Raw genomic sequence first — 11,750 nt, 5'->3', positions numbered from 1 at the left:
CCCCCGTCCACATTAAGGTGAATTACTCAGGGGGTTGGCCATCTTCACCAATAATCGGCAGGCCGTCAATAACGGCCGAGGCCCTTGTTGATGAACGCGAACAGCTCTTCGTCGGTCGCGTCCTGGAGGTGCTCGACCCCGTCGGGGACGGCGTCCGGGTCACCGCCGCCTCCGTGCCCGGCAGCGGGCGCGGAGCCGTCCGCGGTGGCCGGGTCCCCGCTGTCGTTCCACTGGGCGAGCAGCGCTTGGAGCCGCATGGTCACGCGGGCCCGTACGACGTTGTCGGCGGTGCCCTGCGCGAGTGCGGCCTCCAGCCGGTCGAGCTCCCCCAGCAGCGGCGCCCCTCCGGCGACCGCGTCCGGCACGATCCCGGCGCGCAGGTAGGCGGCGACGGCGGCCGGGGTGGGGTGGTCGAAGACCAGGCTGGCCGGCAGTTTCAGCCCGCTGACCGCGCCGAGGCGGTTGCGGAGTTCGACGGAGGTGAGGGAGTCGAAGCCGAGCTCCTTGAAGGCGCGGCCGGCCTCGACGGCCGTCAGGTCGGCGTGGCCGAGGACGGCTGCGACGGCCGTGCGCACCAGGTCGAGCAGCAGGCGTTCCTGCTCGACGTCGGGCAGCCCGGCGAGTTGCCGGCTGAGCGGCACGCCCCCGCTCGGGTCCTCGGCGGACTCGCGTTCCGTGCTGTCGATGACCCGTCGGGCCTCGGGCAGTTCCAGGAGCAGGGGCCGGGCCCGGTCGGCGGTGAAGGCGAGCGTGAACCGCTTCCAGTCCATGTCGACCACGGTCAGGGTGGTCTCGTCACGGTCCAGGGCGTGCCGGAGCGCGGCCAGGGTCCGATCGGGCCGCATCGCGAGGATGCCGTGGCGGCGCATCCGGTCAGCGGCCGCGCTGTCGTCCCCGACCGCGGTGTCCCAGGGCCCCCAGGCGAGGGAGGTGGCGGGCAGGCCGGCGGCCCGCCGGTGTTCGGCGAAGGCGTCGAGGAAGGCGTTGCCGGGGGCCTGGTTGCCCTGGCCGGGGGCGCCGAAGGTGGCGGCGAAGGAGGAGAAGAGGACGAACGCGGACAGGTCGTTGCCGAGGTCCCGGGTCAGCTCGTGCAGGTGCCGGGTGGCGTCGACCTTGACCCGGAGGACGGCGGTCACCTGCTCGGGGGTGAGCGTTTCGATGACCCCGTTGTCGACGGCCGCGGCGGCGTGGAACACCGCGGTGAGCGGTCGGTCCGCGGGGACGGCCGCGAGGAGCGCGGCAACGGCGTCCCGGTCGGCCACGTCGCAGGCGGCGATCGTCACCTCGGCGCCGAGCGCGGTGAGTTCCTCGCGCAGTGCGGCGGCGCCGGGTGCGTCGGGGCCGCGCCGGCTGGTCAGGACCAGGTGCTCGGCGCCGTTCGCGGCGAGCCAGCGGGCCACGTGCGCGCCGAGCGCGCCCGTACCGCCGGTGACCAGGGTCGTCCCGGTCGGCCGCCAGTCCCGTACCTGCGGTGTCGCGTCCAGCCGGGCGCGGACGAGCCGGCGTACCAGGATCCCGGAGGACCGGACGGCGACCTGGTCCTCGGTGCCGTCGCCGGCCAGGACCCCGGCCAGCCGCTGCAGGGCCCGCTCGTCGGCCTGCGGGGACAGGTCGATCAGACCGCCCCAGCGCCCGCCCTGCTCCATGGAGGCGACCCGCCCGAGACCCCAGAGGAGGGCCTGCTCCGGGTCCTCGACCCGGTCCGAGCGCCCGGCGGCGACCGCGCCCCGGGTGAGGCACCAGAGGGGCGCGGCGACGTCGGCGTCGCCGAGTGCCTGGGACAGCGCGAGCCCGGCGGCGAAGTGGTCGCCTCCGCCGAGGGCGAGGAGGGAGAGGACGCCGGCCGGGACGGACGTCCCGTCGGTGGCGGCCTTCAGGGCGGCGGTGACCGTGTCCCGGTCGGCCGCGTCCGTCGCCACGGTGACGGTACGGACCTCCGCACCGCGGTCGGCGAGCGTACGCAGGACCGCGCCGACCGTGTCACCCGCCGGCCCGGACGGTGTCCCGGGCACGACGACCAGCCAGGTCCCCGACAGCCGGGTTGCGGTGGTGTCGGCGAGGTGCTTCCAGGTGACGCGGTAGCGCCAGCCGTCGACCGTGGCCCGCTCGCGACTGTGGCGCCGCCACGAGGACAGCGCGGGCAGGACCGTACCCAGCGACCGGACCGCGTCGGGGCCGTCGAAGGCGAGGGCCTCGGCGAGGGCCGTGACGTCCTCGCGTTCCACGGCGTCCCAGAACCGGGCGTCGACCTCGTTCTCCGCCCGCGGCGCCTCCGCCTCGGCGGGAGCCGCCTCCGGCCAGTACCGCTGGGACTGGAAGGCGTAGGTGGGCAGGTCCACGCGGCGGGCGCCGGTACCGGCGAAGACCGCGTCCCAATCCACCCCCACACCACGGACCCAGGCCTCACCCAGCGACCGCCAGAACCGCTCCGGCCCACCCTCGTGACGACGCAAGGACCCGAGAACAGCAGCCTCCCGACCCGAATCCTCCACCGTCTCCTGCACACCGACGGTCAACACCGGATGCGGACTGCACTCGACGAACACCCCGAAACCCTGCTCCAACAGCACGCGGGTGGCCTGCTCGAACTCGACGCTGCGCCGCAGGTTACGGAACCAGTAACCCGCGTCCAACTCAGGCCCCGTCACCCACTCACCCGTCACCGTCGACAGGAACGGAACCTCAGCGGCCCGCGGCTCGACCGGCGCCAACAACTCCGCGAGCTCCTCCCGCAGCAACTCCACCTGCGCCGAATGCGAGGCGTAGTCCACCGCGATCCGCTTCGCCCGCACCCCCTCCACCTCACACGCGGCCAAGAACTCGTCCAGGGCCAGGGCCTCACCCGAGACCACCACCGACGACGGCCCGTTGACAGCGGCGACGGAGATCCGCCCCTCACCCCACGCCGCGATCCGCTCCCGCACCTCGACGGCCGGCAACGGCACGGACACCATGCCACCCAAGCCCGCCAAAACCCGCCCGATCGCCTGGCTCCGCAACGCCACCACCCGGGCCGCATCCTCCAACGACAAGATCCCGGCCACGCACGCAGCAGCGATCTCACCCTGCGAATGGCCGATCACCGCACCCGGACGCACACCCGCAGCCCGCCAGACCTCCGCCAGCGACACCATCACCGCGAACAACGCCGGCTGCACCACATCCACACGATCCAACGACGGCGCACCCTCGACGCCCCGCAGCACATCCACCAACGACCAATCCGTGAACGGCCCCAACGCCTTCGCACACTCGTCGATCCGCACGGCGAACTCCGACGAGGACCCCAGCAGCTCCCCAGCCATGCCCACCCACTGCGAGCCCTGCCCCGGGAACACGAACGCCGTCTTACCACCAGCCACCGAGCCGGTCACCACACCCGCGGCCAGCCCGCCCGACGCCACCGCGCCCACACCCGCAACATGATCACCCAACACCACCGCGCGGTGCTCCAGAGCAGCCCGCGTCGACGCCAACGACCAGGCCACGTCCACCGGTTCGGCCGCAACCCCGGCCCCACCGGCAAGCCAGCCCGCCAAACGCTCCGCCTGCCCCCGCAGGGCCGCCACGCTCTTACCCGACAACACCCACGGCACCACCGGCATCCCCGAACGCGCCCCCGCCACAGGAGCGCCTTCCGCCTCCGGCGCCTGCTCGACGATCACGTGCGCGTTCGTGCCGCTGAACCCGAACGACGACACACCCGCACGGCGCGGATGCGTCGTCTCGGGCCACGGCGTCTGCTCCGTGAGCAGGGCGACGGCGCCGGAGGCCCAGTCCACGTGCGGGGACGGCTCATGGATGTGGAGGCTCTGCGGCAGCGCTCCGTGCTGCATGGCCAGAACCATCTTCATCACGCCGGCTACACCGGCGGCGGCTTGGGTGTGCCCGATGTTGGACTTGACCGACCCGAGCAGCAGCGGCAGGTCGGCCGGCCGGTCCTGCCCGTACGTCGCGAGCAGGGCCTGGGCCTCGATCGGGTCGCCGAGCGAGGTTCCCGTGCCGTGGGCCTCGACCGCGTCGACCTGGTCGGCGGAGAGCCGGGCGTTGGCCAGGGCCTGCCGGATGACGCGCTGCTGCGAAGGACCGTTGGGGGCGGTCAGACCGTTGGAGGCACCGTCCTGGTTGACGGCCGAGCCGCGCACCACGGCCAGCACGGGGCGGCCGTTCTTGCGTGCGTCGGAGAGCCGCTCCAGCAGCAGCACGCCCACGCCTTCGGCGGGGCCGAAGCCGTCGGCTCCGGCCGCGAACGCCTTGCAACGGCCGTCCGCTGACAGTCCGCGCTGCTTGCTGAACTCCACGAAGAGGCCGGGGGTGGACATCACGTGCACGCCGCCGGCGACGGCCAGCGCGCACTCCCCCGCTCTCAGCGCCTGCACGGCCAGGTGGAGGGCGACGAGCGAGGCGGAGCAAGCGGTGTCGACGGTGACGGCGGGACCTTCGAGGCCGAAGGTGTAGGAGAGCCGGCCGGAGAGGACGCTGGAGGCGTTACCGGTGCCGAGGTGGCCCGCGTAGTCCTCGGCGGCTTCCAGCAGCGGGGTCAGGTAGTCCGAGCCGTTCATGCCGACGAACACGCCGCACTGGCTGCCGCGCAGGTCGTTCGGGTCGATGCCCGCCCGCTCGAACGCCTCCCAGGAGGTCTCCAGGAGCAGCCGCTGCTGCGGGTCCATCGCCATGGCCTCGCGCGGGGAGATCCCGAAGAAGTCTGCGTCGAACGCGGACGCGCCGCTGAGGAACCCGCCTTCACGGGTGGTGGAGGTGCCCTGCTCGTCCGGGTCGTCCGAGAACAGGTGGTCCAGGTCCCAGCCGCGGTCCGTGGGGAATTCGGTGAGGGCGTCGCCGCCGGAGGCGAGCAGGTCCCACAGTTCCTCGGGGGTCCCTATGCCTCCGGGGAAGCGACAGCTCATCGCCGTGATGGCGATGGGCTCGTGGGCCTGGCTTTCGATGTCCCGCAGGCGTCCGTACGCCTCGTCGAGATCCGTCGTGACCTTCTTGAGGTATTCGCGGAGCTTTGCTTCGTTCGCCACTGGCGCTTCACCTATTCGCGTGGTCGAGACCGTGGAGGTACTCAAAAGAATGCAAGGGAGTTCGAGGAGTCAGGGAGTATAGGGACTACAGGGAGTACAGGGAGTACAGGGAGTTCAGGGAGGTTCGCGGGGACCCGAGGATATTTGAGGAAATTCGGGAAGGCCGCGGCCGTACCGCCGGAACAGGGGTTCCGGCGGTACGGCCTGGGGGTGGGTGGGGTTCAGCCTTGGCCGAACTTCTTGTCGATGAGCGCGAACAGCTCGTCGTCGCTCGCGTCCTCGATCGCGTCCGCGGTGGTCGTCGCACCGTCGGTCCGGCGGGCCTCGTTCCACTGGGACAGCAGCGCCTGGAGGCGCACCGCGATGCGCGCGTGGGCCGCGTCGTCGCCGGCCTCTGCGGCCAGTTCCGCCGGGTCCAGCGAGGAGAAGGTGCTTTCCAGGCGGTCGAGTTCCTCCAGGACGGAGAGCTTGCGCTCCGCCGTGCCGTCCGGGGCCACCTCGTCCAGCAGGTGTCGGGCGAGGGCGGCCGGGGTCGGGTGGTCGTAGATCAAGGTGGCGGGGAGTCGGAGGCCGGCGGCCGCACCGAGCCGGTTGCGGAGTTCGACGGCGGTCAGCGAGTCGAAGCCGAGCTCCTTGAACGCCTGCTCCCCGCCGATGACTTCGGCCGACCCGTAGCCGAGGACGGCGGCCACCTGGCCGCGTACCAGGTCCACGACGGTCCGTTCGCGATCGGCCGCCGGCAGCCCGACGAGCCTCTCGGCGAGCGTCTGCCCGCCGCCCCCGGTGGACGGGTCCGAGGTCGTCGCCTCCGCACGGTGCGCCCCGCCGGCTGCCGGCGTGCCCGCCCGCAGCTGCCGGACCGGAGTCCTGACCAGACCGCGGAACACGGGCAGGAGTCCGTCGTCCGCGGCCCGGGCCCGCAGGGTCGGAAGGTCGAGCCCGATCGGCAGCAGGACCGGCTCGTCGTCCGCGGCGGCGAGGGCGGTGTCGAAGAGGGCGAGGCCCTCCGCCGCCGACAGCGGGGCGACTCCGCCGCGTGCTGCGCGTTCGCGCTCCGCCTCGGTGAGCCGGCCCGCCATGCCGCGTTCCTCCGCCCACATGCCCCAGACCAGGGACAGGGCGGCCAGGCCGTGGGCCCGCCGGTGCCGGGCGAGGGCGTCCAGGAACACGTTCGCCGCGGCGTAGTTGGCCTGGCCGGCGGCACCGAGGGTGCCGGCGGCGGCGGAGAACAGGACGAACGCCGACAGGTCGAGGTGGCGGGTGAGCTCGTGCAGGTGAAGTGCCCCCTCCACCTTGGGCCGCAGGACCCGGTCGACGCGCTCGGGCGTCAGCAGGTCCACGACGCCGTCGTCGAGCACGGCCGCCGTGTGGACGACCGCCGTCAACGGACGCTCTGCCGGTACGGATTCCAGGAGCGCGGCCAGCGCGTCCCGGTCGGCCACGTCGCACGCCGCCCAGGTCACCTCGGCTCCCAACGCGCGCAGTTGAGCCGTGAGTTCGGGTGCGGCCTGCGTGTCGGCGCCCCTGCGGCCGGTGAGCAGCAGGTGCCGTACACCGTGCTCGGCGACCAGGTGGCGGGCGAGGAGGCCGGCGAGTCCGCCGCCCGCCCCGGTGACGAGGACCGTGCCGCGGGTGTCGATGCGGCCGGTCGGTTCACCGGCCACCGTCGTCCGGGCTGCCACCCTCGCCAGGCGGGGTACGTACAGGGCCCCGCCGCGCACGGCGAGTTCGGGTTCCGTGGACGCGAGGGCACCGGGCAGGGCACGGCCGGAGGCGTCGGCGTCGGCTTCGGCGTCATCGAGGTCGACGAGGACGAACCGGTCCGGGTGCTCGGTCTGCGCGGCTCGTAGCAGGCCCCACACCGGGGAGTGGGCGAGGTCGCCCGCCTCGGTGTCCTGGTGGGCGGCCACCGCACCCCGGGTGACGACGGCCAGGCGGGCGCCGGCGAAGCGGCCGTTCTCCAGCCAGGCCTGCACGACGGCGAGCACGCGGTGCGTCGCGTCCCGCGCGTCCCGCGCGAGGCGGTCGGCGTCCGGTGCACCGGTGTCGGTGACGGATTCTGCGGGCGCGGCCGGTGCCGTGATGAACGGCACCACCACGGTGTCGGGCATCGGCCGCCTGCCGGCCGCGACGGCCGCGTCCAGCGCACCGAGATCGTCGTACGCGGCGACGGGGACCCCCGTGCGGCCCAGCGCGGCGGCCAGGCGGGCGTGTCCGTCTCCGATGACCGCGAAGGTCGTGGCACCCGGGCGGGCCGGTGCCGGCGTGCGCACCCAGTCGAGGCGGAACAGTCCGTCCTGCGGGGCTCCGTCCGGGGCCGCGGCGAACCGCTCGGCGTCCAGCTCCCGGGTCACCAGCGCGGCGACGGACGCGATGGGCGCGCCCTGTTCGTCGGCCAGCTCGACGGACACCGTGCCGGCGCCGTCGAGGGCGATGATCCGCAGGCGCAGGGCGTCGGCGCCGACCGCGTGCAGCGCCACCCCCCGCCAGGCGAGGGGTTCGCGGGCGGCAGTGCCACCGGTGGCGGCGGTGGTCGCCGCGAGCGCCTGTACGGCGGTGTCGAGCAGGGCCGGGTGCAGGGCGAATCCGCCCGCGGCGGCGCGCAGCTCGTCGGACAGCCGGGCCTCCGCGAAGACCTCCCCGCCCCGCACCCAGATCCGGGTCAGGGTCCTGAGGGCGGGCCCGTGGTAGAGGCCTGCGGCCGCGAGCCGGTCGCGGACCGCGTCGACCGCGACCTCGTCGGCCCCGGCGGGCGGCCAGGGTGCGGTGTCGCCGACGCTGCCGGTTCCACCGGTGGCGATCGCCGCGTCCGCGGTGAGGAATCCGGTGGCGTGGCGGGACCAGGCCGCGCCGATGGGCCCGTCACCGTCGCCCGCCTCCGTACGGCTGTGGATCTGTACGGGCCGGCGACCGGTGTCGTCGGCTCCGCCGACGGTCAGCCGCAGCCGTACCGCCGTCCCGTCCTCCGGGAGGACGAGCGGCTCCTCGCCGGTCAGCTCCTCCAGGTGCCCGCAGCCTGCCTCGTCCCCGGCGCGCAGCGCCAGTTCGACGAGGGCCGCGCCGGGCACGACCAGGGAGTCGGCGACGACGTGGTCGGCCAGCCACGGGTGGGTCCGGCGGGAGAGCCGGCCGGTGAACAGCAGCCCGCCGTCCCCGGGCAGTTCGACCGCGGCGCCGAGCAGGGGGTGTCCGGCCGGTTCGATGCCGAGCGAGGCGGCGTCCTCGGCCGCGGCGAAGGTGTCCACCCAGTAACGCTCGCGTTGGAAGGCGTAGGTGGGCAGGTCGACGCGGCGGGCGCCGGTGCCGGAGAAGTACGCCGTCCAGTCGACGGTGACGCCGTGGACGTGGGCCTGACCTAGAGCGGCGGCGAGGGTTTCGACCTCCGGCCGCCCCTTGCGGAGCACGGGCGCGAAGAGGGTTCCGCCGGTGCCGCCGTCACTGGTGAGGCAGTCCTGGGCGAGGGCGGACAGGACGCCGTCGGGGCCGAGTTCGACGTACGCCGTCACCCCGGCGTCTTCCAGGGCGCGGATGCCGTCGAGGAAGCGGACGGTCTCGCGGACGTGCCGCACCCAGAAGTCGGCCGAGGCCATCTCCCCGCCCGCAAGGGCGCCGGTCAGGTTGGACACGACCGGAATGCGCGGCGCCGCGTACGTCAGCCCCTCCGCAACCTCGCGGAAGGCGTCGAGCATGCCGTCCATGTGCGGCGAGTGGAACGCGTGACTGACCGTCAAACGCTTGGTCTTCCGACCGTCCGCCTCGAAGCGGCCCGCGATCACCACCGCGGCGTCCTCGTCACCGGCCACGACCACCGACTGCGGGCCGTTGACCGCGGCGATGCCCACCCGATCGGTGAGCAGCGGCGCGACCTCGTCCTCCGACGCCTGCACCGCGATCATCACCCCGCCGGCCGGCAACGCCTGCATCAGCCGCCCACGGGCCGCCACCAGCGCGCAGGCGTCATCGAGGGACAGCACCCCGGCGACGTGCGCGGCGGCGATCTCACCGATCGAGTGCCCGGACAGGAAGTCCGGTCGAAGGCCATGGTCCTCGATCAACCGGTACAGCGCCACCTCGATCGCGAACAGGGCCGGCTGCGTGAACTCGGTCCGGTCCAGTACGGCGCCATTGGAACCGAACAGCACGTCTTTCAGGGGGAGTTCGAGGTGGGCGTCCATACGGGCACAGATCGCGTCGAATGCGTCCGCGAACACCGGGTGGGTGTCGTAGAGTTCGCGCCCCATGCCGAGGCGCTGGCTGCCCTGCCCGGTGAACAGGAAGGCCACCTGACGTTCTGCGCGCGCGACGCCACGGACGAGCTGTGCTGCGGAACCGCCTGCGGCCAGCGCGGTCAGCGCCTCGCGGTACTCCTCCCCCGCTCCGGCGACGATCGCGGCGCGGTGGTCGAGGACCGCCCGGCCGGCCGCGAGCGAGTGGCCGACGTCCACCGGTCGCAGCCCGTCGAGCCCGTCGATGTGTGCGAGGAGCCGGGTGGCCTGCTCGCGCAGTGCCGCCTCCGTCCGGCCGGACAGGATCCACGGCCAGGTGCCGGGGCCCGCGGGCTCCGCCGTCGCGGGCGCAGCGGCCGCCGGTGCCTGCTCCAGGATGGTGTGGGCGTTCGTACCGCTCACACCGAACGAGGACACGCCGGCCCGGCGCGGACGCCCGGTATCGGGCCAGGCCCGCTGCTCGGTGAGGAGCTCGATGTCGCCGGCGGCCCAGTCCACGTGCGGGGTGGGTTCATCCACGTGCAGGGTCTGCGGGAGCACCCCGTGCTGCATCGCCATGACCATCTTGATGACACCGGCGACACCGGCCGCGGCCTGCGTGTGTCCGATGTTCGACTTGATGGAGCCGAGGAGCAGCGGCTGCTCGGCCGGGCGGTCCTGGCCGTACGTGGCGAGCAGCGCCTGCGCCTCGATCGGGTCGCCGAGCTTGGTGCCGGTGCCGTGCGCCTCGACCGCGTCGACCTCGGCGGCCGCCAGGCCGGCGTTCGCGAGGGCGGCGCGGATCACGCGCTGCTGCGACGGCCCGTTGGGGGCGGTCAGGCCGTTGCTGGCACCGTCCTGGTTCACGGCCGAGCCCCGGACCACGGCGAGGACCGGGTGCCCGTTGCGCTGCGCGTCCGACAACCGCTCCACGAGCAGCATGCCGACGCCCTCGCCCCAGCCGGTGCCGTCCGCGGCCGCCGCGAAGGCCTTGATCCGGCCGTCCGCGGCGAGCCCGCCCTGCCGACTGAACTCGACGAATGCACCCGGTGTCGACATCACGGTCACGCCACCGGCCAGTGCGATCGAACACTCGCCGTTGCGGAGCGCCTGGACCGCGAGGTGCAGCGCCACGAGGGACGCCGAGCAGGCGGTGTCGACGGTGACGGCGGGACCTTCGAGCCCGAAGACGTAGGAGAGGCGTCCCGAGACGACACTGGCGGAGTTCCCGGTGCTCATGAAGCCGTCTCCGCCGTCCGCGGAGTTCAGCACGAGCGACAGGTAGTCCTGGCCGTTGGTGCCGACGAACACGCCGGTCTGGCTGCCCCGCACCGAAGAGGGGTCGATCCCGGCCCGCTCGAACGCCTCCCACGAGGTCTCCAGCAGCAGCCGCTGCTGCGGGTCCATGGCGAGGGCCTCGCGCGGGGAGATCCCGAAGAAGCCGGGGTCGAACTGCGCGACGTCATAGAGGAATCCGCCTTCGCGGGCGTAGGAGGGTTCCTGCCCGAACCGCGGTCCGAAGAGCTCCTCGGCGTCCCAGCCCCGGTCGGCCGGGAACTCGCCGATGGCGTCGCCGCCCGCCGCCAGCAGCTGCCAGAGCTCCTCGGGCGTGCGCACCCCGCCGGGGAAGCGGCAGCTCATCGCGACGATCGCGATCGGATCGTCCGCGGCGGCCCGGGCCGTCTGCGGGGCGGAGACGGCCGACTCGGCACCGGTGCCAAGGAGTTCGCGGCGCAGGTGGTCCGCCAGGTCGGCGGAGGTCGGATAGTCGTAGACCAGCGTGGCGGGGAGCCGGAGGCCGACGGCCGCTCCGAGCCGGTTGCGCAGCTCGACGGCGGTCAGCGAGTCGAAACCGAGCTCCTTGAACGCCCGTCCTGCGGCGATGCTCTCCGCGCCGGCGTGGCCGAGGACCGCGGCGACCTCCTTGCGCACGAGGTCGAGGAGCAGCCGGTCGCGCTCGGAGGGGGTGACGCCCGCCAGCCGCTGCGCGAGGGAGTGACGGCCGCCCGCAGGCGTGTCACCCGTGGCCTCGCCGGGGTGGGCGGCGAAGGCGTCGTGGCCCCCGTGCAGTTCGGTGAGCAGGCTGCTGGGACGCACCGCGGTGAATCCGGGGGCGAAGCGCTCCCAGTCCACGTCCGCGACGGTGACGACGGTGTCGTTCGCGTCGAGGGCCCGCTGGAGGGCGTCGAGGGCCAGCTCGGCAGCCATGGGCGGTACGCCGCCCCGGCGCATCCGGGCTTCGAGGGCCTGGTCGGCGGCCATGCCGCCCTCGGCCCAGGGTCCCCACGCGATCGACGTCGCGGCGAGCCCGGACGCCCGGCGCTGCTCGGCGAGCGCGTCCAGGTAGGCGTTGGCCGCGGCGTAGTTCGCCTGGCCGGCGGTTCCCCAGGTCCCGGTGACGGAGGAGAACAGCACGAAGGCCGCCAGCTCGATGCCGAGCTCGCCCGTCAGCTCGTGCAGATGACGCGCGGACGTCGCCTTCGCCCCCAGGACGCTCTCGAACCGGTCCGGCGTGAGG

General features: G+C 73.7%; 2 protein-coding genes. Both read right to left on the bottom strand.

The window, feature by feature from the left end; translation table 11 throughout:
- Positions 1-65: 65 nt before the first annotated feature.
- Positions 66-5,027: a type I polyketide synthase gene (locus ACFV7Q_RS28320; protein ID WP_385432515.1), complete on the bottom strand. Its 4,962-nt coding sequence runs from the start codon at positions 5,025-5,027 to the stop codon at positions 66-68.
- A gap of 221 nt (positions 5,028-5,248) precedes the next feature.
- A partial coding sequence (locus ACFV7Q_RS28315) for an SDR family NAD(P)-dependent oxidoreductase (RefSeq protein ID WP_385432513.1) occupies positions 5,249-11,750 on the bottom strand: 6,502 nt, incomplete at its 5' end.

This window comes from Streptomyces sp. NPDC059851 (genome assembly GCF_042732005.1).
GTDB lineage: Bacteria > Actinomycetota > Actinomycetes > Streptomycetales > Streptomycetaceae > Streptomyces.
This window is presented reverse-complemented; position numbering and strand designations above follow the sequence as displayed.